Source organism: Paragemmobacter amnigenus (assembly GCF_009908265.2).
Lineage (GTDB): Bacteria > Pseudomonadota > Alphaproteobacteria > Rhodobacterales > Rhodobacteraceae > Paragemmobacter > Paragemmobacter amnigenus.
This window is the reverse complement of record NZ_JAAATX020000013.1, coordinates 112,305-138,140: the sequence shown is the minus strand read 5'-3', so window position 1 is coordinate 138,140 and position 25,836 is coordinate 112,305. Positions and strand designations below refer to the sequence as shown.

Below are 25,836 nucleotides of genomic sequence, written 5' to 3'. Positions count from 1 at the left end.
GTCAGGCGAAGCTGTCGATCGTCCGGACGGCGCCGTCCAGCGCCTTGCCTTCTTCGTCCTTCAGCGCCGCCTCGCGCAGGCGGCGGCACCAGTCGGCGGCATCCTCGCGCGCCGCGATCCGCAGCGAGGCGGCGACCACGCGGTCGAATTTGGACTGGCCCCGCGCATGGGTGTCGGAATAGCCCTTGATCAGGCGACGGCAGCGGATCAGCTCCACCGCAAGGTCATAGTTGCCCGCCACCTGCCCCAAGGCCACCTCCAGCCAGCGCGCCAGATGCGCCTGTTCCTGCGCGTGGCGCAGGGTGCGGCGACGCCACCCCTTCATCCCGCCCAGCACATGCAGGATGACGAAGGCCGTCAGGCTGTCCGTCCGCAGACGCCGCCCCTTGTCGAACCAGCGGCCCAGCCGCGCCATCCATTTCGGGTCCGCCTCGACCCTTGCGCCAAGGCGGGCGGGGAACATGCCCACCACCTCTTCCGCGCGGGGGTGGAAGAATTCGGTCAGGTGCAGGACATTCGCCTCCTTCACCCGCATCTCCTTGCGGATGCGGTCGAACCGGCGGGCGCGGGTCTTCAGGTCCGCGACACGGATAATGTCGTCATAGGCCATGGCATTGGCGATATATTTCGCCGCCTCGCGCGACAGCGCCCAGCCGCGCGCGGCATCGTCCCGCGCCATCACGCCCGCCAGCCGGTCCAGATATTCGGCCCCATAGGCAAGGTCCTGAAAGTCCACGACCTTCCGCAATCCCGGAAGGGCCAGTTCCGCCACCGGCGCGGGCAGCGCGGCCACATGCGCCGCCAGCCGATCCCATTCCGCGACCAGCCGCGCGGGGCCGGTCACCCGCGCCGCAGGCCGCGCCTCGACCACGGGTGCAGCCTCCCTGACAGGGTTCGCTGCCACGTCATGGGCCGCCGCAAAGGCCCGCAGCGACCCCTCGATCCCCTTGCCGCCTGCGCGGATCGCGGCCTCGAAGGCCTCGCGCGGAAAGGGCAGCACCCCCGCCCCCGCCAGCGCCCCGAAGAGCGACGCCGAAATCACCGACCCGTTCGCCACCGCCAGCGCGTCGAAATCCGCCGCAATCACCCGCCGCGCCGCAACCTCTGCCGCCGCCATCACCTCGTCGCTGGAGGCGATCCCGTCCCCCGGCACCATCTTTTCCGACACCGCCAGCGCGCGATGGGTCGAGGTGATCAGCACGGTCCTGTCCGGCGTCACGAAGCCGCGGATGATCGCGCGGCCCGCCTCCATCATCTCGGCCGTGACCATGACGTCGACATCACCGGCCGCAGGCATCAGCGAGAAGATGGGCATCGGCTCGCCCGCCCGATGCGGGGCCATCTCGATGTAATAGACCGTCGCCCCCGTCCGCTGCGCCACGCCTGCAACCGATGTCGCCTGCGCCGCATAGCCGTTGGCGCGCGCCAGATCCTCGATCCAGCCGGTCAGCACCCCGCCGCCCTGCCCGCCCACCGCCAGAATGGCCAGCTTTATGATCCCCGACAGCCGCGGATCGGCCTGTCCTGCACCCATTTCCGCGCCAACCGTTTCGTGCAAGCTCATGCCGCGCCTCCGAAATCCAGCCACCGCGCGGCACGGCGGGCCTGCAGCCAGCCGATGATCCGCGACCGCAGGGCGGCCATCCGCGCCTCCCATTTCGACGGGTTGTGCACCACATCGGCGCGGTAGAAGGACGGGCACAGCACGGCGGCATCCGCCACCTCACCGCAATTGCCGCAGCCGACGCAGGACTGGTCGATGCTCGCCACCGGATCATCGCGCAAGGGATCGTCCAGCTTCTTCAGCGACAGCGACGGACAGCCCGACAGGCGGATGCAGGCATGGTCGCCCGTGCAGACATCCTCGTCTACGCCGAAACGCGGCGCCTCGACCCGCCGCCCCTCCTTGATCGCCTTGGCCGTCAGCGGCTTTTCCCGCCGCTGCCTGTTCAACATGCACTCGCTTGATGCGACGATCACCTTCGGCCCCGGCGCATCGGTCGTCAGCGCCTCGCGCAGGACGTCGCGCATCCGGCCCACGTCATAGGTGCGGTCCACCTGACGCACCCAGTCGATCCCGATGCCCTTCAGCGCCTTGGTGATCGGATGTTTCGTCGCCTTCGTCGGGTTGTCGGCGCGCGAGGACATGATGTCCTGCCCCCCCGTCGCGGCGGAATAGTAGTTGTCCACGATCACCGCCACGCCGTCCGATTTGTTGAAGGCCATGTTGGTGAAGGACGAGGACAGCCCGTTATGCCAGAACCCGCCATCCCCGATGATCGCCACGGGCCGCCGTTCACCCCCGCCGTCAAAGGCCGCATTGGCCGCCGGCCCAAGGCCATAGCCCATCGTCGCCCCCCCGATCTCGAAGGGCGGCAGCGAGGCGAAGAGGTGGCAGCCGATATCCGCGCTGATCTGCAGCTTGCCCGTTTCCTTCTGCACCAGCTTCATCGCCGCGAAGATGGGCCGTTCAGGGCAGCCCGTGCAGAACCCCGGCGGGCGGATCGGCACCGTCTTGGTCAGGTCGGGGATCTGCGGCCTGTCCTCGTTCGGGGCGCGCACCATGGCGGGCAGCATCTGGGGCGCGGCCTCTTTCAGGAAGGCCGTGATCCCGTCCAGCATCACCTGCCCGGTATATTCCCCCGCCATCGGCAGAATGCCCTTGCCGCGCAGCTTCACGCCGGACCCCGCGCGATACAGGAAGGTCGACAGCTGCTGTTCGATGAATTCGGGTTGCCCCTCCTCGATCACCAGCACCTGATCCTTGCCCTCGCAGAACTCCAGGAACTCGCCCGCCAGCAGGGGATAGGTCACGTTCAGCACGTAAAGCGGAACCTGCGTGTTGCCCCAGATATCCGCCAGCCCCAGCCGCTGCAGCGCGCGGATGACGCCGTTATACATGCCGCCTTGCAGGACCAGCCCGACAGGCGCCACCTTCGGCCCGAACACCTCGTTCAACCCGCGCTCGCGGATGAACTTTTCCGCATTGGGCCAGCGGTTCTTTATCTTGTCCTGCTCATGCGCGAATGACATCGGCGGCAGTACCACGCGGGCGAAATCGGATTGCGGGTTGGACAGCGCCTCCCTGACCGACAGCTTCGGGCGCTGGTTGTCCCGCGTCTGGAACGACCCCGTCACATGGCAGGACCGTATCCGCACCATCAGCATGACGGGCGTGTTCGACGCCTCGGACAGTTCGAACCCGTCCTTCACCGCCTTGGTGATGCAGGGCAGGTTCGGGCGCGGGTCCAGCAGCCAGAACTGCGATTTCATGGCAAAGGCATGCGACCGCTCCTGCATGATGCTGGACCCTTCGCCGTAATCTTCCCCCACGATGATCAACGCGCCGCCATTCACCCCCGATGACGCCAGATTGGCCAAGGCGTCCGAGGCCACATTCACCCCGACCGATCCCTTGAACGTCACCGCCCCGCGGATCGGGTAATGCACCGATGCCGCCAGCATCGCCGCCGCCGCCGCCTCGTTCGCGTTCGCCTCGAACCGGATGCCCAGCTCGGACAGCAACTCCTCGGCATCTGCCAGCACGTCCATCAGATGCGAAATCGGCGCGCCCTGATAGCCGCCGACATAGCCCACGCCATTCTCCAGCAGGGCCTTGGTGATGGCCAGAATCCCCTCGCCGGTGAAGGTTTCCCCCTCCCCCTTGCGAAGATGCTCCACCTCTGCCTTGAAGGACCGCTCGGCCATGTCTCAGATCTCGTGCTTGCGGATATTGGCCAGCATCTTCTGCAAGGTGCCGACGAAGGCGCGCCGTTCCTCCGGCGGGATGCCGCGGAACATGCGCTCATGCGCCTCGGCCATGCGGGGCCAGAGCGTTTCGAAATGCGCGCGCCCCGCCTCGGTGATGAAGACCCGCGTGGCGCGGCTGTCCACCGCATCCGCCTCGCGCCGGATCAGCCCGTCGCCCGCCAACTGGTCCAGCGCGCGCGACAGGGTGGACTGTTCCACCACCGAATAGACCGACAATTCGCGGATCAGCGGCCCGTCGATCACCGACAGCACGGCCAAGGCGCGCATCTTGGGCGTGGTCAGGCCCAGCCCCGCCATCTCGTCCCGAAGGGACGCGTTATACCGCCCCATGATCCGGTTCATCAGATAAGGCGCGTAATTGGTTAGCCCGATTTCACCCAGTCGGGGCTGGTCCGGCTGCGGTTTCGGCGGCGATTGGTCCGTCATGCGCCCAAACCTTTCGCCGCAAGGAACCCGGACCCGCCCCCCAGACCCGGACCCGGATGGGTGGACGCGCCGATATGGCGCAAGCCCCGCACCAGCCCCGTGCCATTGGTCGAATGGGCAAAGGGGCGGAAGATGAAGAACTGGTCGATGGAACACAGCCCCCCATAGGGATCGCCGCCCACGAGGTTCACGTTCATCGCCTCCAGATCGGCAGGGCTATAGGCCCGCCGCGCCAGCTTTATGGCATCGAAATCCCTGATATGCCGCCGCAGGATGCCTTCGATCCGGTCAGCAAACGCCTCGCGCACCGCCTCGGACCACGTGCCATCGGTCGCAATCTCGCCCGCCGCATCGCCCTTCACCACGCGCGGCGCGTCGGGAATCTGCAACCACAGCACCGCCTTGCCGTCAGGGCAGCGCGAGGGGTCCAGCCGGTGCGGCTGCCCCACGCAGATCGTGGGCACCGCAGGCAGCATCCCCCGCTCCGCCTCGTTCGAAGCCTTGGACACGGAGTCGATCCCGTCCGCCAGATGGATCAGCGCGACATCATCCAAGCCGTCCGTCAGCCATTCCGGATGCCGGTCCAGCGCATAATGTAGCTGGAAATTCCCCCGCCCGTGCCGGAAGGCCCGCGCCGCCGCCTGATCCTCGGGCAGGTTCACGTCCCTGAGCAGCCGCCCCTGCAACTGCCCCGGCGCGACCGAGGCCAGCACCGACCCGCAGGCGATCTCCTCGCCCGATACCAGCACCACGCCCCGCACCCGACCATCCTTCACGATGATCCGGTCCACATCCGCGCCACAGCGGATTTCCCCGCCCTTCTCCTCGATCAGCGCGCGGAAGGCCGCCACCCCCGCCCCCGACCCGCCCTTGACGACAGGCGCCCCCGCCGCCTCCAGTGCAAAGGCGATGACCTTGCCCATCTGGCCAGAATAGGTGCTTTCCGGCGTCAGCCCGCAATGCAGCACCCATGGCGCATAAAGCGCCCGCACATCGGCCGAGGCATAGGTCGTCTCCAGCCACCCCCGCGCCGGAACCAGCGCCCGGCCGAACCACGCGGCCAGCCCGCGCAACCCGCGCTTCCGCACCTGCGCCCAGAGCAGCTTTGCCGTGGGCCACGACCACAAGGCACCGCCCAGCAGCGCAAACAGGAAGGGCGCATCCGCCTCCACGGCCCCCACATCGCGGGCATGGGCATCGCCATCCCCCGCCGCCCGCGCGTTGAAGGCCGCGATATTCTTTGCCCGATCGGTCGTCAGCACCAGCGCCGACCCGTCCGGCCGCAGCACGGCGGTCGGATGGGGCGTGTGGCAATAGTCGAACCCGTGCCGGGCAAGGTGGGGGCCAAGCGCGGCCCCCGCCGGTGATGTCATGAACAAGACCCATGTCGCCGCCATCACGTCATGCCGGAACCCGGGCAGGGTGATCTCCTCGGTCCGCAGGCACCCGCCCGCCACCGGCTCGCGCTCCAGCAGAAGCACCCGCTCGCCCTTCAGCGCCAGCATGGCCCCCGCGACCAGCGCGTTGATCCCCGACCCGATGATGACGTGATCCGGCCCCATCGATCAGCCCTTGGGAACCAGCGCTAGCACGCGGATGGGCGAGCCGGTCCCCTGCTTGATCTTCAAGGGCGCCGCGATCAGGATTGCCCCCTTGGCGGGCAGCTTGTCGAGGTTCGCCAGCGACGCCAGACCAAAGCAGTTGTGCTTGTGCAAAAGGTTATGCGCCGGGAAGGGCGGGGTCATGCCGCCCGCCTGCCCCGCATCCGTCCCGATGCACTGGCTGCCCCAGCCCACGATGCCCTTGGACAGCAGGTATTCGATCACCTCTGCCGTCGGCCCCGGCGTGTGCGGCCCCGTCTCGTTCGCGTTCAGGAACAGCGCCTCGTCATGCGCGCGCTTGTCCCAGTCCGACCGCAGCACGACCCATTCCCCCGCATTGATCGCGCCATGCTTGGCTTCCCAAGCCTTCACATGATCGATCGTCAGCAGGAAATCCGGGTCCGCCGCGCATTCCGCGCTGAAATCCAGCACGTTCACCGGCGCGACCAGCCGCTGCACATCCAGCGTGTCGGTATAGCCGTCGGCATAATCCTTGCCGGTGATCCAGTGATGCGGCGCATCGAAATGCGTGCCCGAATGTTCGCCCAGTTCCAGCCAGTTCCACGCCCAGAACGGGCCATCCTTGTCATACTCGCTGATGCGGTGGATCTTGATCGGCGGCGTGTCCTTGGCGAAATCCGGCGGCAGCTTCAAGAGCGGCGTCTCCGGCCCCAGCACCCCCGAACAATCCACCACCTCGATCCCGCCCGAGGCGAGCATCCCCGCCAAGGATGAAAGCACGCTTGCAGAACTCATCGTCGTCTCCCTGTTGGCCGGACGATCCGGCAATACCCCGCGCCGGTTGTTTCCCGGTCGTCAAGGAATCATGCTAGACAGATTTAAATGCGTTTGCAAATATCCCCGACGTCAAGCGGGCGGGGAGAGCATGGCCGACACCTTCGACGCAGTCCTGATCGGGGCGGGCCACAACACGCTGGCCGCGGCGCTGCACCTGTCGGCCAAGGGCTGGCGCGTGGGGGTCTTCGAACAGGCGGCAGTGGCGGGCGGCGCGGTCAAGACCGGCGAATACACCCTGCCCGGCTTCCGTCACGACTGGGCCGCGATGAACCTGTCGCTCTTTGCCGGAAGCCCGTTTTTCAAGGCATATGGCGCGGAACTGGCGAAACATGGCTGCGAATTCGTGCCCGTCAACCGCCCCTTCTCGTCCTCCTTCCCCGATGGCACATGGGCGGGCGTCTCCACCGACATGGCGGAAACGCTGGCCGCCTTCCGCGCCCTCTCGCCCCGCGATTCCGCGACATGGGAAACGCTCGTCGCGCGATTCGGGGACGAGGCGCCGCATCTCTTCGGCCTGCTCGGGTCGGAAATGAAAATGCGTGCGCTTGCATATTTCATGTTCAAAACGTTCCGCGCCAAAGGGGCCGCCGGAACGATGGACTTCACCCGTTTCCTGCTCTCCTCGCCCCGCGCATGGCTGGAGGAAACCTTTGAACACCCGCATATCCGCGCGCTGTTGGGCGCATGGGGGATGCATCTGGACTTCGCCCCCGATGTCGCGGGCGGCGCGATGTTCCCCTATCTCGAAGGCATGGCGGGTCAGGCCTTCGGCATGGTCATCGGCAAGGGCGGCGCGGATACGATCATCCGCGCCCTGACCGCCGCCATCACCGCCCGCGGCGGCACGGTGGAAACCGGCGCGCCCGTCACCCGCATCCTGCGCGACGGCAGCCGTGCCACGGGCATCGAACTGGCCGACGGCCGCCGCATCACGGCGCGGCGCGCCGTGATCGCAGGCACCTCGCCGCGCGGCCTGCGCAGGCTGACGGGCGACACCACCCCCGCCTTCGACGGCGGGCTGGACCGCTTCCGCCACGCCCCCGGCACGATGATGATCCACCTTGCGATGGACGCCCTGCCCGACTGGCGCGCAGGCGCAGACCTGCAACGCTTCGCCTATGTCCACCTCGCCCCCTCGCTCGACCAGATGGCGCGCACCTATGCGCAGGCGCAGGCGGGCCACCTGCCCGATGAACCCATCCTCGTCGTGGGCCAGCCCACCGCCTTCGACCCGACCCGCGCGCCCGAGGGCAAGCACATCCTCTGGGTGCAGGTCCGCATGCCCCCCGGCACGATCACCGGCGACGCCAAGGGCGAGATCACCGCGACAGACTGGCCCAGCGCCGCCCCCCATTTCGCCGACCGCGCGCTGGCGATCCTCGAACGCCACGCCCCGGGCATGCGGGCAAAGATCCTCGGCACCCGCATCGTCACGCCGATGGAGCTTGAGGCCGACAACCCCAACCTGATCGGCGGCGATCAGGTCTGCGGCAGCCACCATCTGGCGCAGAACTTCCTTTTCCGCCCGGTCCGCGGCCATGCCGACGGGTCCACCCCCCTGGCCAACCTCCACCTCACCGGCGCGGCCGTCTGGCCGGGCGCGGGCACCGGGGCGGGGGCGGGCTTCCTTCTGGCGCGCAAACTCGCCGGAAGCTGACCACGACACAGCAAAGACCAACAAAGAACCACAACAGGGAAAACGACCATGAACATCAACCGCCGGAGCCTCCTGAAGCTCTCAGCCGCCACCATGGCCGCGGGCACGATCGGCCTGCCGTCCTTCGCGCAACAGATCGACGAGCTGGTGATCGCCTATAACGTCAACCTGCCCTCATGGGACCCGACCGTGGGCCCCTCGGCGGTGAACCCCACCATCCAGGGCCTCTACCAATCGGTCTTCGACCAGTACATCCTGCAACAACCCGACCTGTCCCCTGCCCCCGGCCTGTTGACCGAATGGGGCTGGAACGAGGACAAGACGCAGGTCTGGATGACCGTCCGCGACGGCGTCACCTGGCATGACGGATCGCCCTTCACGGCGGAAGACGTGGCCTGGAACCTCGCCCGCGTGGCCAACCCCGAAACCGGCAGCCCGATCCAGTTCGTCTGGGGCACGCTTACCAACCACCGCGTCGAAGGCAACAAGGTGATCGCCGATGTCGCGCAATTCGACCCCACGATCTTCAAGTGGATGTATTTCCTGACCGGCTACGTCCTGCCCAAGGCCTATTACGAAAAGGTCGGGGCAGAGGGGTTCGAGGCCGCGCCCATCGGCACCGGCCCCTACATGGTGGAAAAGTTCGAGCGCAACGCCTTCGTCCGCCTCAAGGCAAACGCCAATTACTGGGGCGGCAAGCCCGACTTCGACACCGTGACGATCAAGTTCGTCCCCGACGCCGCCGCCCGTGTGGCCGAGGTGGAATCGGGCAACTCCCACGTCACACTCGAAATGCCTTACGAGGAATATGACCGCCTCAAGGGCGGCCCGCTGGCGGGGGTTGCCGCCCCCATCTCGGATATCGGGATGATCTTCCTCAACGATATCGAGGTGATGACCGACCCCAATATCCGCAAGGCCGCAGCCCATGCCATCGACAAGCAGGCCATCATCGACCGCCTGCTCTCGGGCTATGGCGTCAAGATCGACACGCTCCAGACCCCCGAATACGACGCCTACGACGCCTCCATCGCCGTTCCCTATGACGAGGCGAAGGCGATCGAACTGCTGGCGGCCTCCGGTTTCGGCCCCGACAATCCGGTGAAGTTCAAGATCCAGACGACCAAGGGCTTCAAGCCCAAGGATTACGAGATGGTGCAGGCCATCGTCGGCCTCTGGCGCAAGGTGGGGATCGAGGCCGAGATCGAGGTCTACGAGATCGCCAAGCATTACGAACTGCGCGCTGCCGACCAGCTTGCCCCCGCCGCCTTCTACAACTGGGGCAATTCGGTGGGCGATCCCACGACCTCGACCGGTTTCGCCATGTTCGGCCCCTCGCCCCATTCCGTCTGGGATGGCGAGGATCTGATCGGCATGATCGGCCCCCTCTGGGGCGAGGCGGACGAGGCCAAGCGCATCGACGGCTGGAAGGCGGTGGACAAATACATCGCAGAAAACGCGCTGGTCATCCCGCTTCTGCAATATGTCCAGCCGATCCTGCACGCGCCCGGCGTGGTGGTGACGCCCCATGCCTCGGGGTCGCTGCTGCCGCATCTGATGAAGCGGGCCTGATCCCGCAGGGCCGGGGGGCATCCGCCCCCCGGACCCCCCATCGCCCCATGCCGGGCGTCGGTCCGTCGGAACCGTCGCATGGGTATTTGGGCCGAGATGAAGACAGGCGGTTCCGCAGAGAGGGCCGCCCCGGGCAGTGACGGCAGGCATGGCGATCCTTAGACTTCTGGCGATCCGGCTTTTCACGACGCTCGTCACCCTGTCGGGCGTGGCGGTGATCGTCTTCTTCGTGATCCGGGTCGTCCCCGGCAACCCCATCGCCATGATGCTGCCCCCCGGCGCAACGGACGAGGATATCGCGCGGCTTTCGGCGCTCTACGGTCTGGACCAGCCGCTGGTGACCCAATTCGGCATCTGGGTCGCGGGCGTGGTGCAGGGCGATTTCGGCACCTCCATCACCACCCGCCAGCCCGTGCTGGACCTCGTGCTGGGCCGCCTGCCCGCGACGCTGGAGCTGTCCATCATGGCGCTGGTCATGGCGGTGATCCTTGGCGGGGCCGCCGCCCTGACCGGCACGCGCTTTCGCGGTGGCCGGACCGAAGGCGCGATCGACGTGGCCAACGGCATGGCGCTGTCGGTGCCCGATTTCCTGTGGGGGCTGGTGCTGATCCTGCTCTTCGGGGTGCTGCTGCCGCTCTTCCACATCTCGGGCCGCGTGACGCCCTCGCTGGAGCTGCCCTTCACCACGGACTTCTACCTGTTCGAAAGCCTTATCCGCCTGCGCTTCGACCTCTGGGCCGATATCGTGTCACACATGTTCATGCCCGCGCTGGCCCTTGCCATCCCGCTGGCCGCTATCATCGGGCAGCTTCTGAAGCAGAGCCTGAAGGAAACCATGAACCTCGACTACGTCACCCTTGCCCGCACCAAGGGCTATGGCGAGACGCGGGTCATCCTGCGCGAGGCATTGCGGAACGCCGCCCTGCCGACGCTGACGCTGGTCGGGGTGCAGTTCACCTTCCTGATCGGCGGCACCGTCATCATTGAACGGCTGTTCTCCTATGAGGGTCTGGGCAACATGGCCATCGACGCCGTCATCAACCGCGACCTGCCGCTGATCCAGGGGATCGTGCTGCTGTTCGCGCTCATCTTCACGGTGGTGAACCTGATCGTGGACCTGCTATACGCCGTCCTGAACCCGAGGCTGCGCCATGCTTGACGGCCGTTCCATGATCCGCCGCCGCGCGGGGCTGCGGCTGTGGCTGTCGGCGGGGTGGCTGGCGTTGCTCTGCCTTGCCGCGCTGCTGGCCCCTTGGGTCGCGCCCAAGGATCCGCTGGCGCAGGACCTGTTCCTTGGCCGCCTGCCGCCCTTCTGGGTCGCGGGGGCAGAGCCGGGCTATTGGCTGGGCACCGACAGCCTTGGCCGCGACGTGCTGTCCCGCATCATCCACGGCGCAAGGGTGGCGCTGATGGTCGCCCTGATCGCGGGCACCATCACCTGCCTGATCGGCGCGACGCTGGGGCTGCTCGCGGGGTTCCTGCGCGGCTGGGTGGACATGGCGATCTCCCGCCTGATCGACATCTGGATGGCCTTTCCGCCCGTCCTCTTCTCCATCCTGCTGATCGCCGTCCTTGGCCCGGGCCTCATCTCCATCATCATCGCCATCGTCGTCATCGACTGGACCCGCTTCGCCCGCGTGGTGCGCGCCGAAGCCATGGCACAGGGCGCGATGGATTACGTCGCCTCCGCCCGCGTGGCGGGACGGGGGCGTATCGGCACCATGATCCGCGAGATCCTGCCCAACGTCCTGCCCACCATCGTGGTCCTGCTGACGCTGGAAATGGGCATCGCCGTGATCGTCGAGGCGATCCTGTCCTTCGTGAACCTCTCCATCTCGACCGACGATCCGACATGGGGCGGCATGATCGCCGAAGGCCGCACCTCCATCCATCAGGCGTGGTGGGTGCTGGTCTTTCCGCTGATCACCCTCTTCCTCACCGTCCTGTCCTTCTCCCAGCTTGGCGAAGGCCTGAAGGACCGCTTCGATCCGGTGCTGCGATGACCTTCCTCTCCATCCGCAACCTGTCGGTCCGGTTGAAGAAGGGCCCGCCCCTCCTGCGGCGCGTCTCGCTCGATGTCGCGGCGGGCGAGGTGCGGGGCCTCGTGGGCGAATCCGGCGCGGGCAAGTCGATGATCGGCAAGGCTGTTCTGGGCATCCTGCCGCCCTCGGTCGAGGTGACGGGGGGCGAGATCCTGCTCGACGGCACCGACCTCCTGCGCCTGCCTCCGGCCGAGCGCCGACGCCGCATCGGGGCCACCTGCGCGCTGATCCCGCAGGACCCGCTGACCGCGCTGAACCCCAGCCACCGCATCGGGCCACAGATCACCGACCGTCTGGTCGACATCCTCGGCTGGACACGCGCCGACGCCACCGCCCGCGCGCGCGACCTGCTGGCCGAGGTGCAGATCCCTGACCCCGACCGCGTCCTGCGCGCCTATCCGCATGAACTCTCGGGCGGGATGCGCCAGCGCATCCTGATCGCCTCGGCCTTTGCCGCCGAACCGAAGCTGATCGTGGCGGACGAACCCACCACGGCGCTGGACGTGACGGTGCAGAAGCAGATCCTGAAACTTATCGCGGGCATGCAGGCCCGCCATGGCACGGCGCTGCTGTTCGTGACCCACGACCTTGGCGTGGTGTCCAAGGTCTGCCAGCGGCTGTCGGTCCTCTATTCCGGCATGGTGGTCGAAGACAGCAGCGTGACCGATTTCTTCGCCGCCCCCCGCCACGCCTATTCCGCCGCCCTTCTGGCCGCGACACCGAAATACACCGACCCCGCCGCCGGACTTCTGCCCGTGCCCGATGCCGTCATCGACGCCGTCCGCGCCGAAGTCGCGGCCCATGACAGGGGCGCCGCATGACCGACCTCTACACCGTCGAAAACCTTCGCCTGTCGCTTGCCGACATGACGTCCAAGCCCCTGCTCGGCGCCGCCCCGCGGATCGAGATCCTGAAGGGCCTGTCCTTCACCATCCCCAAGGGCGCGGTGGTGGGCATCGTCGGCGGCTCCGGCTCGGGCAAGTCCACGCTCGGGCGTGCGCTGGTGCGGCTGCTGGAGCCGTCGGGCGGCGCGATCCGCTTTGACGGGACCGATATCACCCACCTGCCCGAACCCGCCCTGCGGCCCATGCGCCGCCGCTTCCAGATGATCTTCCAGGACCCGATGTCGTCGCTGAACCCGCGCCACCGCGTCGGCACGATCATCGCCGAACCCCTGCGCCTGCATGGCCTGTCCGACATCCCCGACCGCACCGTCCGCGCGCTGGACCATGTGGGTCTGCCCGCGCATTTCGCCGCCCGCTACCCGCACGAACTCTCCGGCGGCCAGCGTCAGCGGGTGGGGATCGCCCGCGCCATCGCGCTGGAACCCGACTTCATCCTTGCCGATGAAATCGTCTCGGGCCTCGACGTCTCGTCACAGGCGCAGGTGCTGAACCTTCTGGAACGCCTCGTGGCCGATCTCGGCCTGACGCTCGCCTTCATCAGCCACGACCTGTCGGTCATCCGCCGCCTGTGCCAGCGCACCATCGTCCTCTACCGCGGCGAAATCGTCGAGGACCGCCCCACCGCGGACCTCTTCGCCGCCCCGCAGGCCGCCTATACCCGCGACCTTCTGGACGCGATCCCCCTGCCCGACCCCGCTCAACCCTGGGTCTGAGGCGGGGCGACGGGCCGCCGCTCGGGCGCTTCCTGCGGCCCCATCAGGCTTTCCAGCTTGGCCTTCACCTCTTCGGGCCAGGGCATCGAGGTGTGGCTGTCCAGCCAGCTTGCCGCCAGCACCTGTTCCACCGACCAGCGGTGTTCATCCCCGCAATGGATCGTATGCTTCAACCGCACCGACGACTTGCCCACCTTCAGCACCGTCAGCCGGAAGGTCAGCTTGTCGCCAAAGAAGGACGGTTTGGAAAAATCGCAGGACAGATGCACCGTCGGCGTGCCCCAGCGTTCCTTCCAGATGATCTCGTGCCAGGGCCAGCCGATATGGGCCCAGAACTCCTCCACCACCCCGTTCAGGATGTTCAGATAGGCCGGGTAATAGGCGGTTCCCGATATGTCGCAATCCCCGAAATGCAGCATCCGGTCGGTCGTGAAGCAGACGGTCATGTGGTCCCCCTTCGGCATTTCCCGAACCGTCCCATATCGGGCGGCAAGGTCAACCCCCCGACCGCTGCGCCAGCCCCGCCGCACGCACCACCCCGGCCAGCCCCGTCAACTGCTTGGACAGGGGCGAGGATCGCCGCCACACCATCCCGATCCGCCGCGACGGCTGCGCCCCGTTGAACCGCGCCACGGCCACCTGCGCCGACCGCGTCTCCACCCCCACCGCCATTTCGGGGATCAGCGTCACCCCGATCCCCGCCCCCACCATCTGCACCAGCGTGGACAGGGAACTTCCATCCAGCAATTCGCGCGGCACCGCCCCGCCCGGATTGCAGAACGAAAGCGCCTGATCGCGGAAGCAATGCCCCTCTTCCAGCAGCAAAAGCCGCATCTCGCGCAGCCTCTCGCGGTCGGGTACCGGTTTTTCCGCATCCGCCGCCGGACGGACCAGCACGAAATCCTCGGCAAAGAGATCGACCTCGGTCAGGAACGGCTCGGACACCGGCAACGCCACGATGGCCGTATCCAGCCGCCCCTCCTCCAGCTCGCGGATCAGCTTCGGCGTGATCGTCTCGCGCAGGTGCAAATCCAGCCCCGGCGATTCCTCGGTCAGCCGCGCGATGATCGCGGGCAGCAGATAGGGCGCGATGGTGGGAATCACCCCGATCCGCAGCCGCCCCGTCAGACTGTCCCGTGACGCCCGCGCCAGATCGCCCAGCTCGTCCACCGACCGCAGGATATCCCGCACCCGCCCCAGCATCGCCTCGCCAAACCCCGTCAGCCGCACCAGCCGCGCGCCCCTCTCGAACAGTTCCGCGCCCAGTTCCTGCTCCATCTCGCGGATCTGCATCGACAGCGCGGGCTGCGAGATCGAACAGACCTCGGCTGCCCGCCCGAAATGCCCCTGCCGCGCAAGGGCATCGAAATAGCGCATCTGCTTCAGCGTCAGGTTAATCATAAGCCCGCCTTATCGGATCAATCAGAAAATCAAACTTACACTGATAGCCAGAACTTGCTAGACCCGTCGCAGCGAAGCGGCCCATCCGGCCCGGCCCTCCGGCCGGATCAGGGCCGCCGCATCCATTTTCAAGGAGAGCGACATGGACGGAAACGCAGTCGGCAAATGCCCGGTGGTCCACGGCGGCCAGACGGATGTCAGCACCTCGGTCGTGGCCTGGTGGCCCAAGACGCTGAACCTCGACATCCTGCATCAGCATGACACCAAGTCGAACCCGCTCAAGGGCTTCAACTACCGCGAAGAGGTCAAGAAGCTCGACTTCGACGCGATCAAGCGCGACGTCCACGCCCTGATGACCGACAGCCAGGACTGGTGGCCCGCCGACTGGGGCCATTACGGCGGCCTGATGATCCGCATGGCATGGCATTCCGCCGGCACCTACCGCATGGCCGATGGCCGCGGCGGCGCGGGCACGGGCAACCACCGCTTCGCCCCCCTGAATTCCTGGCCGGACAACGCCAACCTCGACAAGGCCCGCCGCCTGCTCTGGCCGGTGAAGAAGAAATACGGCAACCGCATCAGCTGGGCCGACCTGATGATCCTCGCCGGCACCATCGCCTATGAGAATATGGGCCTGAAGACCTACGGCTTCGCCTTCGGCCGCGAAGACATCTGGGCGCCGGAAAAGGACGTCTACTGGGGTTCGGAAACCGAATGGCTCGCGCCCTCGGAAAACCGCTATGCCGACCTGAACGATCCCAAATCGCTGGAAAACCCGCTCGCCGCCGTGCACATGGGCCTGATCTATGTGAACCCCGAAGGCGTGAACGGCCAGCCCGACCCGATGCGCACCGCCGCGATGGTGCGCGAAACCTTCGCCCGCATGGCCATGAATGACGAGGAAACCGTGGCGCTGGCCGCAGGTGGCCACACCGTCGGCAAGGCCCACGGCAATGGCCGCGCCGAAAACCTCGGCCCCTCGCCCGAAGGCGCAGAGATCTTCGAACAGGGTCTGGGCTGGAACAACCACAGCTCGCGTGGCGTGGGCCGCAACACCGTGACCTCCGGCATCGAAGGCGCATGGACCACCAACCCCACCCGCTGGGACAACGGCTATTTCGACCTCCTGCTGGGCTATGAGTGGGAGCTGAAGAAGTCCCCCGCAGGCGCATGGCAGTACGAACCCGTCGGCATCAGGGAAGAACACAAGTTCCCCGATGTCGAAGACCCGTCCATCCGCCGCACGCCCATCATGACCGATGCCGACATGGCCATGAAGGTGGACCCCGCCTATCGCGCCATCTCGGAACGTTTCGCCAAGGATCCGGCCTATTTCTCGGAAACCTTCGCGCGGGCCTGGTTCAAGCTGACCCACCGCGACATGGGCCCGCGCGTCCGCTACATCGGGCCGGACGTGCCGAAGGAAGACCTGATCTGGCAGGATCCCGTCCCCGCCGGCAACGCCGCCTATGACGTGGCCGCGGTCAAGGCCAAGATCGCCGCCGCCGGCCTGTCGGTCGCCGACATGGTCGCCACTGCATGGGACTCTGCGCGCACCTTCCGCCAGTCCGACTATCGCGGCGGCGCGAACGGTGCCCGCATCCGCCTCGCCCCGCAAAAGGACTGGGAGGGCAACGAACCCGCCCGCCTGTCGCGCGTCCTGTCGGTGCTGGAACCCATCGCCGCCGCCACCGGCGCCTCGATCGCGGATGTGATCGTCCTTGCGGGCAACCTCGGCGTCGAAATGGCGGCCAAGGCGGCAGGCCATGACATCACCGTCCCCTTCACCCCCGGTCGCGGCGATGCCACGGCCGAACACACCGATGCCGAAAGCTTCGCCGTGCTCGAACCGCTGGCCGACGGCTTCCGCAACTGGGTCAAGAAGGACTATGCCGTGGAACCCGAGGAGCTTCTCCTCGACCGCGCGCAACTGATGGGCCTGACCGCGCCGGAGATGACCGTCCTTCTGGGCGGGATGCGGGTGATCGGCACCAACCACGGCGGCACGGCGCATGGCGTCTTTACCGACCGCGCGGGGGCGCTGACCAACGACTTCTTCGTCACCCTGACCGACATGGGCTTCAAATGGGTGCCCAAGGGCCGCAACCTCTATGACATCGTGGACCGCGCCTCGGGCGCCACGAAGTTCACCGCGACCCGCGTCGATCTGGTCTTCGGCTCGAACTCCATCCTGCGGGCCTATGCCGAAGTCTACGCGCAGGACGACAACCGCGCCAAGTTCGTGGCCGATTTCGTCGCCGCATGGACCAAGGTGATGAACGCCGACCGCTACGACCTGACCGCCTGACCGGTCAGCACGGCACAGGAAGGGGCGCCCCCGCAACGGGGCGCCCCTTTTTCATGCGCCGCCCGCCCCGCGGACAAAAAGAAAGCGCCGCGTCCCGAAGGCCGCGGCGCAATCCTGTCCCCCGGGACGTGAATTCAGCTCGACAGGCCAGCCCCCGCCTGCGCATAGGTCGCCACCCAGCCCGACGGCTGCGACGGGTTCTGCATCCGCAGGAAGGTATAGCCCGTCTTGTGCCACGGCAGGACGCGGTTGGTCAGGTTGTCCAGCACGAAGTCCCCCATGTCGGTACGGAAGACCAGCACGGCATGGACATTGTTCTTGCGGTCCAGCACCGCCGAAATCAGCAGCCGGTCCGGCGAAACCCCCGCCTCGATCAGGCGCAGCTTCTTGTAAAGCGCGTAATCCTCGCAATCACCGCCGCGCTTGGTGGGCAGCGTCCAGCGCTCGGCGGTGGCATATTGCTCCAGATCGCTGACCGGACGGATCGCGCTGTTTGCGGCGCGGTTGATCTGCCCCGCGATCTTCAGCACATCCGCCCCCGCCGCTGCCCCGTTGCTGGCACCCGCGCAGGCCCAGTCATAGGTCCGGCAGAGCGCCGCAGCCCCCGCAGGCGCGGCAACGGATTTCTTGACCGGCAGGAAGGCCCCGGACGTGCCCGCATCCATCGCCATCGCGGCCCCACCCAGCGACAGGACGGCGGCAAGGGCGGCAATCATCGGACGGATCGGGCGCATCTTCGGTTCCTCGGGCATCGCGGCGGGCAGGCTGCAAGAAATCGTCGGGCTGCCAGTGGCTGCCCGGGATGAATTGTCCGGTCCGTCAGGTCTGTTGTTCCGGCAGCGCGGCGAACCGCGTCCCTGCCTTGCAACCGGAAATAGCGCGCAGGCCCCGCACCTGTCATTCCGCCATACGGGTTCCCCGCCCCCGCGATTGGTCGGGGGGATGGGGGGTGATCCTCGCCGATGTCTGGGCCTGACCCATACTTTCTGCGGTCCGCCCGTCAGATCGGGCGTGGCTTTGGCCGGTTCAATCGCCTGCCAAGCGTTTGGTCCAGACGACTGCCTGCCCCTTTCCTGCCCGCTTGGCTGCGTAAAGGGCCGCATCGGCATGCGCGAGAAGGTGATCCGCACGGGGGTCTGGGGTCGCACCGGACAGGACGACGCCCGCGCTGGCACCGATTCGGCAGACCTGCCCCGCCCATGGGATGGGTTCACCCAGACGCGCGATGATCCGCTCCAGCCGCTCTGCCGCCGCGCTTTCGCGATCCATCCCCGGCATCAGCAGGATGAACTCGTCCCCGCCAGCCCGCACGATCACATCGTCGCGGCGGCACTCCTCCTCCAGCCGCCGCGCGGCGGTGACCAGCACATGGTCCCCCGCCGCATGGCCCAGCGTGTCATTCACCGCCTTGAACCCGTCCAGATCCAGCACGGCCAGCGCGAAGGCCGTGCCCTCCGCCGCCTCCAGCGCCATCTCCAGCGCGCGGCGGTTGCCCAGCCCCGTCAGCGCATCGGTCAGCGCCTTCTCCTCGGCCAGCCGCTTGTCGCCCTGCAACCGCCGGTTCAGCGCGCGCAATTCGTCCAGCACCGCCGTCTTGGCCTCGTAGAGGTAAAGCAGTTCCACCGTCAGGTCGGTCGGCGCGAAATCCGCCTCGGTCAGGCCATGCGCCCGCACCGCCTCCACCACCCCGATCCCGAAGGACAGGTTGACCAGCGCCCCGCGCGCCATCGGCACCGCCTGCCCGCGAAAGGCGATCTCGGGCCGGTCGCGCAGCACCAGATGCAGCCGCGCCGCCCGCGTCAGATCCGCCACGCGCGGTGCCGTCCCCGCCCCCCGCAGGATGAACAGCCCCATGAAATCCGCCCCCGCCGGATCGGTCCCCAGCAGCCGCACCAGCGTCGGCCCTGCCGACAGAACCCGCCCCGCCGCGTCAATCGCGATATGCATGGGCATCAGCCGCGACAGCGCCGCAGCATCCAGCACGAACCCCGCCATCACGCCCGCCCCAGCAGGAAATCGCGCCCCGCCGCAAAACCTTCGTCCAGCAGGCGGATCGTCACCTCGGCGCTGCCATCTGCCGCTTCCGGCCCCGCCGACAGCACCGCCAGCGCGCCGTAATCATCCGCCATCGCCCTGAGCAAACCCACCGCCACCGGCGCGATCCCCGGCACGCCGGGGCCAAGCCGCAGCAGGTAAAGATTGCCCTCCTGCCGCAACTGCATCGCAGGCAGCACCAGATCGGGCAGCGCCAGCCGCACCCGCGCGGGCAGATCCTCCAGCGTCTGCAGGAATTCGCGGAAATCCGGACCGGCAAAGCGCAACAGCCGCCGCACCCCCGCGCGCGACGGATGGCTGACGAGATAGGTTCCCAGATCCTCCAGCAGACAATCCGGCGCGCGGTCCAGCCGCGCCGCTGCCGCGGCCACCAGCCGCCCCGTCAGCGCGGGGTCATAGTCCAGCAGCGGCTCGAACCCCGCCACCGGCGCGCCTGCCGCCCGCGCGGCATCGGCCCAGGCCGCCCCGCCCCATCCGTCCCGCAGAAAGCACTGGATCGCCCTGTTGATCAGCCCGTTCATCCTGCGGCCCTGCCTTGCCCCTGACCCTGTCAGGATCGGGCAGAGCCGTTAAGGAATCCTTACGGCAACAGCAGGATCCCGCCCCCCGCCTTGAGCATGTTCAAAGGCGCGGGCGTCACGGCCGGCGGCGCGTCCTGCAGCGCCGCGATCAGCTGCTCGCCCGCCGCGCGGTCCGGCAGCAGCCCCGACACGGGGGCCACGGACCGTCGTTCCACCCCGCCATCGCCCAGTCCCAACCCCTCGTAGCGCACGAAGCCCGACGGTTCGCGCAGCAGGACAACGGCCTCTTCGCCCGGACGGTCGGTCCAGAGATCGGCCACCACGAAGACGCAGCCCGGCCTGTCCCCGCCCGGCAGCGGCGTCGTGCAGGCGTCGATCCATGTCTGCACCTCCACCGCCGGAATCGCCGCCAGCAGCATGTCGCGCGTGGCCGTGGCACCTTCGGGCTGCAAGGGCATCACCTCGCGCAATTCGGCCAGCAGGGCCTCGGCCGCCTCGCCCATCGCGGGTGCCTCGCCCGCCGCCGCTCCGGCCAGCCGCCGCGCCAGCCCCTCATGCCCCGGCTCTGCCGCCAGCTCCTCCAGCCGCGCTATCGCCGCCGTCCCCGCGCGCCCCCATTGGCCCAGCGCCGCCACGTCCAGCGCGGCAGCCTCCGTCCGCCCGTCCTCATAGCGGGCCAGTTGCGACCGGGCCGAGATCGCCTCGGCATCCAGCAGTGGCGTCAGCCACAGCGCGGACAGCGCCACCAGAACCCCCGCCATCACCAGATTGGCCCGCCGGATGCGCCCCCGCCACCCCGCGCCCCGCAGCACGGCCAGCAGATAGAGCAGCGCATAGCCCGCCGCCGCCAGCGCCACCACCGCCACGAAGACCCGCCCGGGGGTCCAGCCATGTTGTCCCACCCGTTCGGTCAGGGCCCAGACCGCCAGCGCCACCGGCAGCGGCAGCACAGCGGCCAGCGCCTGCGCCACCCGTCCCATCCACAGGCCCGCCACCGCCTCGTCATCGCTGCGGTCGACCAGCGCGCTGACCAGCACCACCCCGGCCACCGCGATCGCCAGCAGGATACCGGCCGAGGACAACCCCGCCGGCAGCGCGGACATGCCCCGCAGCGGCAGCGCCACCAGAAACAGCACGGTCACCGCCAGCACCGGCAAGGCCAGCATCCGCAACAGCCGCAAGATCAGATCGGGCGCCGCCGTCTCGGCCGTCTCGATCACCACCGCACTGCCCAGCCCCAGCGCCGCCCCCGTCAGCATCGCCGCCAGCGGCCCTGCCTCCATAAGCGCCTCGATAAAGCCCAGCCCCACGATGCCCAAGAGCGCATCCGACAGCCAGACCACGCCCCAGACCAGCCCTGCAAAGATCCATGCCGCGACGGCCCGCACGACCATCCGCCAGCTTTCGGTGAACAGCACGGGATAATCCCGCCACCCCCCGCCCGCGCCCTGCGCGATCAGAAAGGGCAGCGGCAGAAAGCCCACGGCAAAGGCCGCGACAAAGGGCAGACCCGTCATCTGGAACGCCGTCACCGTCTCGTAGCGCAGCGCGGCCAAGGACAGCAGCCCCGCCACGACAACCGCCACCGGCCCCGCCAGCACCGCCGCACGGCGCAGCGTCACCGGCCCCGCCATGGCCAGCAGCGCCGCGAAATAGGTAAATAGCAGCGCGGCAAGGCCGAATTGCACGCGGTCCGGCCATGCGCCCCGCACGGCGGCCAGATCCAGTGCCCAAAGCGCCAGACCCGCGCCCGCACCCGTCAGGGCCAGCCCGCCCCGCTGCCGCGTCAGGATATCCATGCCTGTCTCCGTCCCTGCCCGGCGATCCGGCTCTGCGGACCTTTACCGGCGCAGAGGCTATCGCCAAGCGGGGCGGGCGCAAAGGAAAAACCGATCAGAAATCGGTGGGCGCGCCGCCCTCCTGCTTGCGGCGGGCGACAAAGCGGCGCAGCTCTTCCTGATGGTCGCCATTCATCGGCGGGGCCTCGAATTCTTCCAAAATCTGCTTGTAGATCCGGTGCGCCCGTTCCGGCGTCCAGACCGACCCGTCATTCTGCCACGCCTCGTAATTGCGCCAGTCGCTGACGAAGGGGGCATAGAAAGCCGTCGTATAACGCTCCTGCGTGTGCTGGCAGCCGAAGTAATGCCCGCCCGCGCCGACCTCCTTGATGGCATCGAAGGCGATGTCATCCTCCGTGGTGGCAAAGGTCGCCTCCTCGAAATAGCGCTGGATCATCTGCAGCACTTCGCAATCCATCACGAATTTCTCGGGGCTGGCGATCAGCCCGCCCTCCAGCCATCCGGCCGCGTGATAGACCATGTTGGTGCGCGACTGCACCGCCGCCCACAGGCTGTTCGACGTCTCCCACATAGACTGCCCGTCCGGCACATTCGCCGCACAGACCCCCGACGACCGCAGCGGCACGCCATATTTGCGCACCATCTGCCCCGTCATCTGCGTCGCGCGCATATATTCCGGCGTGCCAAAGGCCGGCGCGCCAGACTTCATGTCAACGTTGCTGGTGAACGTCCCGATCGCCACGGGGCACCCCGGCGCGATGAATTGCAACAGCGCAATCGCCGCCAGCGCCTCGGCCAGCGACAGCGCGACCGCCCCCGCCATGGTCACGGGTGCCATGGCACCGGCCAGCGTGAAGGGCGTCACCACCACCGGCTGCCCCCGCTTGGCCAGCCGCATCGCCCCGTCCAGCATCGGATAGTCATGCTTCAGCGGGGAAACCGAGTTGATGTTGGTATACATCCGCGGCTTGGCCTGGAACTCCTCCTCGCTCAGCCCCCCCGCGATGCGTGTCATCTCCATGACGTCCTCGACCCGCTCCGCGCCCAGCGAATAGGCGTGAACGACCTTGTCCGTCAGCGTCAGCTTTTCATAAAGGCAATCCAGATGCCGCACCGACGGGTGGATGTCGATGGGTTCCACCGGATAGCCGCCCGCGATGTGGATGCAGTTGAAATACTGCGTCAGCTTCATGAATTCCTTGAACGTCTCGAAATCGCCGGACCGCTTGCCGCGCTCCAGATCCCAGGCATTGGGCGGGGACGAGACGTTGACAAAGACCATATGCTTGCCGCCGATGATCAGCTCGCGGTCAAGGTTGCGCGGCGTGATGGTGAATTCGGACGGCGCGCGCGCCACCATCTCCATCACGAACGCCTCGTCGAACTTCACGTTCGTGCCGTCGACCTTGCAGCCCGCGCGTTTCAGATGCGCCACGGCATCGGGGTTCAGGAACTCGATCCCGATCTCCTTCAGGATACGCATCGCGCCCCTGTGGATACGCTCCACCCCTTCGGCATCCAGCGGCTCCACCGGCGCGTCGGGGTTGACCGGAATCCGCCACGGCATCTGGTCGATGGCCGCCGACCCCGCCCGCGCCTTGTTCCCCGCCCGTCCTCCGGCGCGGCGCTTGCGTGGCTCTTCGTTCATGGCATCCTCCGTCGGCGCGACCATCCGCGCTTTCGGGCAGGATGGCGAAGCAGCGGCGCAAAGGACACTCCGCCCACGACGCGATCATGTCGTTTTTTCGCAGCGACCCCCGCAGGCGGGGCTCAGCCCCCCGCGCGCTGCCCGTCGATCCACGCGCCAAGATGGCCGATATCGGGCAGCACCACATCGGCATGGGGCGCCAGATCATCCGCCCCCGCAATGCCGGTCAGCACCGCCACCGCCCGCATCCCCGCCGCGCGCCCCGCATGAAGGTCATGCAGGCTGTCGCCCACCATCGCCACGCGGGCAGGGTCCAGCCCCTGCTGGCGGGCAAAGGCCGAACACATCCCCGGCCCCGGCTTGGCCCCGTGCCCGCTGTCCTGCCCCGCGATGAAATCGAACAGCCCGTCGATCCCGTGCGCCTCCAGATGCGCCCGCGCCGCCACCTCGACATCATTGGTGGCAAGCCCGATCCGCAGCCCCCGCGCCCGCAACGCGCCCAGCACATGCGGCAGGTCCACCGCAGGCAGCATCGGCGCCCCCGCCGCCATCCGGTTCAGCCTGTCCTCCAGCGCGTCGACATCCACCCCCGGCAAGGCCGCAGCCAGCGCCGCGGCGATTTGGTCCGACGTGCCCGCGATCACCACGCTGTCAGGATCGAACTGCCCCGTCTCGGGATGATAGCCGATCGCCGCGCCCAGCACGGCCGTCGGCACCCCGCTTTCCGAGGCAAGGATCGCAACCGCCTTTCCGGCCCATGCGCCCCAGCTCGCACGGAAATCGAACAGCGTCCCGTCCTTGTCGAAAATCACGCCGTCGATCATGCCCGCATCCTCCTTGCGTCCTGCCCCGCCCGACCTTGCCCCGCCCCTTGCGCCGATGCAATCACGTCCAGTGCTCCACCTGCCCGCCGGGCAGGGCCGCGCGCGCCTGCATCGGCAGGCCATAGGCCAGACCCTCGGCATCGCAAAAGGCCATGACCCAGGCATCGTCCATGAGCAGGAAATCCAGCACGGCGGCCAGGAATTCGGGGCTCTGCGCCGCCCGCGCCACACCGTCGATGCCAGCCCCCGTCGCGCCAAGGAATACGGGGAACAGCTCGTCATTGCCCGCAAGCCATCCCAGCACCCGCAACGCCAGCGTTTCTGCCGCTTCCACCTTCACGCGCCCGACCTCCCGCAATCGTAAACCTGTCGTTAACTGCTTGGTAACGAATTTGGAACCATGATGGCGCAGGCAGCAATCGCGGGCAAACCGGCAGACCATCGGATGACAGGCAAAATCCTCATCGTCGACGATGTCGCGACAAACCGCATCGTGCTCAAGACCCGCATCTCTGCCGCCCTGCACGAGGTGAGCCTTGCCGTCGACGGGCAATCCGCGCTCGACATGGTGCGGCAGGACCGGCCCGACGCCATACTCCTCGACCTTCACCTCCCCGATATCCCGGGGCTCGAGGTGCTTGCACGGCTGCGCGCCGATCCGGCCAGCCGCGACATTCCCGTCATCGTCCACAGCGCCGCCGCCACCCCCGACCAGCGCCTCGCTGCCCTGCGCGCGGGGGCCGACGATGTGCTTCCCAAACCCGCCGACGACCGCCTCCTGCTCGCCCGCCTGCGCGCGCTCCTGCGCCGCCACGACCCCGAGGCGCGCGAAGCCCTTGCCCTCGACGGGCTGGAGGATGCCGGCGCGCCCTTCGACTGGCCCGGGCTCGTCACCCTCACCGCCATGGACGAGGACGCCGCCCGCAGGCTCGACCGCCGCCTCGCCCCGCATCTGTCGCATCGCCTCGTCCTGCGCGACCGCGAAACGCTGCTCGGGGCCGAAACGGGGCGTGGCGCACAGGGGCCCGGCACGCCCGACGGCTTTGTCATCGACGGCGCGACCGACCCTGCCAATGCGCTCGTCCTTCTCTCGGAACTCCGCAGCGACAGCCTCAGCCGCCATTCCGGCATCGCGGTGCTCATCGGCGACCCGCGCCTTGCCGCCTTTGCCTATGACCTTGGCGCGGACGAGGCGATCCCCCCCGACACGCCCCCCGCCGAAACCGCAGCCCGCATCGACGCGCTGGTCCGTCGCGCCCGCGCGGCCACGCAACGCCGCGCCGCGCTGCATGACCACGCGCGCCTTGCCCTGACAGACCCGCTGACCGGCCTGTCGAACCGCCGCCATGCCTTGCGCCGGCTGGGCGAACTCTCCGCCCGTTCCGTCAGCACCGGACAGGGCCTCACCGTGCTTCTGGCCGATCTCGACCGGTTCAAGCGGGTCAATGACAGCTATGGCCACGCCGCGGGCGATGCCGTTCTGGCCGAAGTGGCCGCCCGCCTGCGGGCCGAGATGTCGGCGGGCGACCTGCTCGCCCGCATCGGGGGCGAGGAATTCCTCATCGTCCTCTCCGCCCCGCTGGCCGAGGGCGAGGCGCGCGCGCGCCGCCTCTGCGCCGCCGTGGGAGACAGCCCCGTCCCCCTGCCCGATGGCCGCACGATTTCCGTCACTCTCTCGGTTGGCCTGTCATACGCCCCGCCGGGCAGCCTGCCCGATACGGTGATCGCGCAGGCCGATCACGCGCTGCTGGGGGCCAAGACCCTTGGCCGCAACCGCGTCAAGGTCGGCTAGGGA

The 25,836-nt window shown here is 68.0% G+C and carries 22 protein-coding genes; 8 read left to right on the top strand and 14 right to left on the bottom strand.

The genetic code is table 11. The annotated features are described in order from the left end of the window. Window position 1: 1 nt before the first annotated feature. From GU927_RS17625 to GU927_RS17605, 5 genes are read right to left on the bottom strand one after another with little or no spacing between them, the layout of a single operon-like run. On the bottom strand, window positions 2-1,564 hold the full coding sequence (locus GU927_RS17625) for an indolepyruvate oxidoreductase subunit beta family protein (protein ID WP_232489262.1): 1,563 nt from the start codon (window positions 1,562-1,564) through the stop codon (window positions 2-4). Beyond that, window positions 1,561-3,708, bottom strand: coding sequence for a thiamine pyrophosphate-dependent enzyme (locus tag GU927_RS17620; RefSeq protein ID WP_161763766.1), 2,148 nt, complete (start codon window positions 3,706-3,708; stop codon window positions 1,561-1,563). Before GU927_RS17620 ends, GU927_RS17625 begins: the two co-directional genes overlap by 4 nt. Window positions 3,709-3,711: 3 nt before the next feature. Then, window positions 3,712-4,197 (bottom strand): MarR family winged helix-turn-helix transcriptional regulator, encoded by a 486-nt coding sequence (locus tag GU927_RS17615; RefSeq protein ID WP_161763765.1) that lies wholly within the window; start codon window positions 4,195-4,197, stop codon window positions 3,712-3,714. After that, window positions 4,194-5,759 (bottom strand): phytoene desaturase family protein, encoded by a 1,566-nt coding sequence (locus tag GU927_RS17610; RefSeq protein ID WP_161763764.1) that lies wholly within the window; start codon window positions 5,757-5,759, stop codon window positions 4,194-4,196. The genes GU927_RS17615 and GU927_RS17610 overlap by 4 nt, the downstream gene beginning before the upstream one ends. Window positions 5,760-5,762: 3 nt before the next feature. Then, window positions 5,763-6,554, bottom strand: coding sequence for a cyclase family protein (locus GU927_RS17605; RefSeq protein WP_161763763.1), 792 nt, complete (start codon window positions 6,552-6,554; stop codon window positions 5,763-5,765). Between the two features lie 130 nt (window positions 6,555-6,684). Between GU927_RS17605 and GU927_RS17600 the strand changes: the two genes are divergently transcribed. The 6 genes from GU927_RS17600 to GU927_RS17575 all read left to right on the top strand — a co-directional run bounded on the left by GU927_RS17600 (window position 6,685) and on the right by GU927_RS17575 (window position 13,485). Continuing rightward, entirely contained in the window at window positions 6,685-8,253 is a 1,569-nt protein-coding gene (locus GU927_RS17600) for a phytoene desaturase family protein (RefSeq protein WP_161763762.1), read from the top strand. A 48-nt stretch (window positions 8,254-8,301) separates the two neighbouring features. Then, the gene (locus GU927_RS17595; protein ID WP_161763761.1) at window positions 8,302-9,825 is read left to right on the top strand and encodes an ABC transporter substrate-binding protein; all 1,524 of its coding nucleotides are present in this window, start codon (window positions 8,302-8,304) and stop codon (window positions 9,823-9,825) included. Between the two features lie 148 nt (window positions 9,826-9,973). Further along, on the top strand, window positions 9,974-10,984 hold the full coding sequence (locus GU927_RS17590) for an ABC transporter permease (protein ID WP_161763760.1): 1,011 nt from the start codon (window positions 9,974-9,976) through the stop codon (window positions 10,982-10,984). A gap of 10 nt (window positions 10,985-10,994) precedes the next feature. Continuing rightward, window positions 10,995-11,828, top strand: a complete 834-nt coding sequence (locus tag GU927_RS17585; RefSeq protein ID WP_232489261.1) for an ABC transporter permease — start codon at window positions 10,995-10,997, stop codon at window positions 11,826-11,828. Next, window positions 11,825-12,688, top strand: coding sequence for an ABC transporter ATP-binding protein (locus tag GU927_RS17580; RefSeq protein ID WP_161763758.1), 864 nt, complete (start codon window positions 11,825-11,827; stop codon window positions 12,686-12,688). The genes GU927_RS17585 and GU927_RS17580 overlap by 4 nt, the downstream gene beginning before the upstream one ends. Beyond that, window positions 12,685-13,485, top strand: coding sequence for an ATP-binding cassette domain-containing protein (locus tag GU927_RS17575; protein WP_161763757.1), 801 nt, complete (start codon window positions 12,685-12,687; stop codon window positions 13,483-13,485). The genes GU927_RS17580 and GU927_RS17575 overlap by 4 nt, the downstream gene beginning before the upstream one ends. On the opposite strand, the gene GU927_RS17570 is transcribed toward GU927_RS17575, so the two are convergent. After that, window positions 13,470-13,931, bottom strand: coding sequence for an acyl-CoA thioesterase (locus GU927_RS17570; protein WP_161763756.1), 462 nt, complete (start codon window positions 13,929-13,931; stop codon window positions 13,470-13,472). The genes GU927_RS17575 and GU927_RS17570 overlap by 16 nt on opposite strands. 49 nt (window positions 13,932-13,980) lie before the next feature. Continuing rightward, window positions 13,981-14,886, bottom strand: coding sequence for a LysR substrate-binding domain-containing protein (locus tag GU927_RS17565; RefSeq protein WP_161763755.1), 906 nt, complete (start codon window positions 14,884-14,886; stop codon window positions 13,981-13,983). Between the two features lie 142 nt (window positions 14,887-15,028). On the opposite strand from GU927_RS17565, the gene katG reads away from it, so the two are divergent. After that, window positions 15,029-17,194 (top strand): catalase/peroxidase HPI, encoded by a 2,166-nt coding sequence (katG, locus tag GU927_RS17560; protein WP_161763754.1) that lies wholly within the window; start codon window positions 15,029-15,031, stop codon window positions 17,192-17,194. 134 nt (window positions 17,195-17,328) lie between these two features. Here the strand turns inward: katG and GU927_RS17555 are convergent, their stop codons facing one another. The 7 genes from GU927_RS17555 to GU927_RS17525 form a co-directional block, all read right to left on the bottom strand. Beyond that, a complete protein-coding gene (locus tag GU927_RS17555; protein WP_161763753.1) occupies window positions 17,329-17,928 on the bottom strand; it encodes a transglutaminase-like cysteine peptidase in 600 nt (199 codons plus the stop codon). Between the two features lie 292 nt (window positions 17,929-18,220). Next, complete coding sequence (locus tag GU927_RS17550; RefSeq protein WP_161763752.1) at window positions 18,221-19,189, bottom strand: GGDEF domain-containing protein; 969 nt, start codon at window positions 19,187-19,189, stop codon at window positions 18,221-18,223. Continuing rightward, window positions 19,189-19,770 (bottom strand): heme NO-binding domain-containing protein, encoded by a 582-nt coding sequence (locus tag GU927_RS17545; protein ID WP_161763751.1) that lies wholly within the window; start codon window positions 19,768-19,770, stop codon window positions 19,189-19,191. The genes GU927_RS17550 and GU927_RS17545 overlap by 1 nt, the downstream gene beginning before the upstream one ends. A 59-nt stretch (window positions 19,771-19,829) precedes the next feature. Continuing rightward, complete coding sequence (locus tag GU927_RS17540; RefSeq protein ID WP_161763750.1) at window positions 19,830-21,569, bottom strand: DUF4153 domain-containing protein; 1,740 nt, start codon at window positions 21,567-21,569, stop codon at window positions 19,830-19,832. 94 nt (window positions 21,570-21,663) lie between these two features. After that, the gene (locus tag GU927_RS17535; RefSeq protein WP_161763749.1) at window positions 21,664-23,217 is read right to left on the bottom strand and encodes a trimethylamine methyltransferase family protein; all 1,554 of its coding nucleotides are present in this window, start codon (window positions 23,215-23,217) and stop codon (window positions 21,664-21,666) included. Window positions 23,218-23,339: 122 nt separating this feature from the next. After that, the gene (locus GU927_RS17530) at window positions 23,340-24,041 is read right to left on the bottom strand and encodes an HAD family hydrolase (protein WP_161763748.1); all 702 of its coding nucleotides are present in this window, start codon (window positions 24,039-24,041) and stop codon (window positions 23,340-23,342) included. Window positions 24,042-24,102: 61 nt separating this feature from the next. Continuing rightward, complete coding sequence (locus GU927_RS17525; protein ID WP_232489260.1) at window positions 24,103-24,381, bottom strand: DUF3572 domain-containing protein; 279 nt, start codon at window positions 24,379-24,381, stop codon at window positions 24,103-24,105. Window positions 24,382-24,486: 105 nt separating this feature from the next. On the opposite strand from GU927_RS17525, the gene GU927_RS17520 reads away from it, so the two are divergent. Beyond that, window positions 24,487-25,833: a diguanylate cyclase gene (locus GU927_RS17520; protein WP_161763746.1), complete on the top strand. Its 1,347-nt coding sequence runs from the start codon at window positions 24,487-24,489 to the stop codon at window positions 25,831-25,833. Window positions 25,834-25,836 lie beyond the last annotated feature (3 nt).

What these genes read in the sequence shown, in the direction of transcription:
- GU927_RS17545 (WP_161763751.1), bottom strand. Translation starts at nt 19,770, where the DNA reads ATGAACGGGCTGATCAACAGGGCGATCCAGTGCTTTCTGCGGGACGGA.
- GU927_RS17625 (WP_232489262.1), bottom strand. Translation starts at nt 1,564, where the DNA reads ATGAGCTTGCACGAAACGGTTGGCGCGGAAATGGGTGCAGGACAGGCC.
- GU927_RS17555 (WP_161763753.1), bottom strand. Translation starts at nt 17,928, where the DNA reads ATGCGCCCGATCCGTCCGATGATTGCCGCCCTTGCCGCCGTCCTGTCG.
- GU927_RS17575 (WP_161763757.1), top strand. Translation starts at nt 12,685, where the DNA reads ATGACCGACCTCTACACCGTCGAAAACCTTCGCCTGTCGCTTGCCGAC.
- GU927_RS17550 (WP_161763752.1), bottom strand. Translation starts at nt 19,189, where the DNA reads ATGGCGGGGTTCGTGCTGGATGCTGCGGCGCTGTCGCGGCTGATGCCC.
- GU927_RS17530 (WP_161763748.1), bottom strand. Translation starts at nt 24,041, where the DNA reads ATGATCGACGGCGTGATTTTCGACAAGGACGGGACGCTGTTCGATTTC.
- GU927_RS17535 (WP_161763749.1), bottom strand. Translation starts at nt 23,217, where the DNA reads ATGAACGAAGAGCCACGCAAGCGCCGCGCCGGAGGACGGGCGGGGAAC.
- GU927_RS17595 (WP_161763761.1), top strand. Translation starts at nt 8,302, where the DNA reads ATGAACATCAACCGCCGGAGCCTCCTGAAGCTCTCAGCCGCCACCATG.
- GU927_RS17520 (WP_161763746.1), top strand. Translation starts at nt 24,487, where the DNA reads ATGACAGGCAAAATCCTCATCGTCGACGATGTCGCGACAAACCGCATC.
- GU927_RS17570 (WP_161763756.1), bottom strand. Translation starts at nt 13,931, where the DNA reads ATGACCGTCTGCTTCACGACCGACCGGATGCTGCATTTCGGGGATTGC.
- GU927_RS17600 (WP_161763762.1), top strand. Translation starts at nt 6,685, where the DNA reads ATGGCCGACACCTTCGACGCAGTCCTGATCGGGGCGGGCCACAACACG.
- GU927_RS17585 (WP_232489261.1), top strand. Translation starts at nt 10,995, where the DNA reads ATGATCCGCCGCCGCGCGGGGCTGCGGCTGTGGCTGTCGGCGGGGTGG.
- GU927_RS17580 (WP_161763758.1), top strand. Translation starts at nt 11,825, where the DNA reads ATGACCTTCCTCTCCATCCGCAACCTGTCGGTCCGGTTGAAGAAGGGC.
- GU927_RS17590 (WP_161763760.1), top strand. Translation starts at nt 9,974, where the DNA reads ATGGCGATCCTTAGACTTCTGGCGATCCGGCTTTTCACGACGCTCGTC.
- GU927_RS17620 (WP_161763766.1), bottom strand. Translation starts at nt 3,708, where the DNA reads ATGGCCGAGCGGTCCTTCAAGGCAGAGGTGGAGCATCTTCGCAAGGGG.
- katG (WP_161763754.1), top strand. Translation starts at nt 15,029, where the DNA reads ATGGACGGAAACGCAGTCGGCAAATGCCCGGTGGTCCACGGCGGCCAG.
- GU927_RS17615 (WP_161763765.1), bottom strand. Translation starts at nt 4,197, where the DNA reads ATGACGGACCAATCGCCGCCGAAACCGCAGCCGGACCAGCCCCGACTG.
- GU927_RS17605 (WP_161763763.1), bottom strand. Translation starts at nt 6,554, where the DNA reads ATGAGTTCTGCAAGCGTGCTTTCATCCTTGGCGGGGATGCTCGCCTCG.
- GU927_RS17540 (WP_161763750.1), bottom strand. Translation starts at nt 21,569, where the DNA reads ATGGATATCCTGACGCGGCAGCGGGGCGGGCTGGCCCTGACGGGTGCG.
- GU927_RS17610 (WP_161763764.1), bottom strand. Translation starts at nt 5,759, where the DNA reads ATGGGGCCGGATCACGTCATCATCGGGTCGGGGATCAACGCGCTGGTC.
- GU927_RS17565 (WP_161763755.1), bottom strand. Translation starts at nt 14,886, where the DNA reads ATGATTAACCTGACGCTGAAGCAGATGCGCTATTTCGATGCCCTTGCG.